This window comes from Pseudoxanthomonas yeongjuensis (genome assembly GCF_010093345.1).
Taxonomy (GTDB): Bacteria; Pseudomonadota; Gammaproteobacteria; order Xanthomonadales; family Xanthomonadaceae; genus Pseudoxanthomonas_A; species Pseudoxanthomonas_A yeongjuensis.
Genome location: NZ_PDWT01000017.1, coordinates 1 through 636, shown reverse-complemented (window position 1 = coordinate 636; position 636 = coordinate 1). Strand labels below are relative to the sequence as shown.

Here is a 636-nt window from a genome sequence, read left to right as displayed (position 1 = left end):
CAGTACGTCCACGCCGCGGGCATTTCACGCCGCGCAGCCGTTGCGTTCGCATCCGGTCAACGCGGCATCGCCAATGATCCGCACACAGGGCGGCGAACCGCCCCCACAGGAGATACCCATGAAGACGATCCGCATCATCCTCGCCTCGGCCGCGTTCGCATTCGCCGGTGCCGCCATCGCCGGCGACGGCAACCTGTCCAGCACCGACAAGGTCAAGAAGATGGACGCCGACGGCGACAGCCGCCTGTCCCTGGCCGAGTTCACCGCCGGTGGCCACAAGACCAGTGACGATTTCGCCAAGTACGACATCAATGGCGACGGCTACGTCACCGACGAGGAGATCGACGCCGGCCAGGAACGCGGCATGACTCCGGGCGAGAAGAAGGACGTCCGCGCCAAGGCGCGGCCGGTGCCGACCACCAACCCGAAGTCGCGAAAAAAAATGGGTTTGCACTGCAAGGAGATTACAGTGCTAGTATCACAGTCTAGAGGTCTGGGGAATCAGACAAACCATAGATAAGCAAGACACGAAGATGCGCATAGCAAGCTCTAGCTGTAACAGACGTTTCAGTTAACGTGACAAAATCAATATTGGTGGTATTGTATCATATAACCAATCGTATTGGTAGACGGGCG

The 636-nt window shown here is 58.8% G+C and carries 1 protein-coding gene; it reads left to right on the top strand.

Features of this window, described 5'->3' with window-relative positions; all coding sequences use genetic code 11:
* On the top strand, window positions 1-520 hold a 520-nt coding region (locus CSC74_RS17325), incomplete at its 5' end, for an EF-hand domain-containing protein (protein WP_425501482.1).
* Between the last annotated feature and the right edge of the window lie 116 nt (window positions 521-636).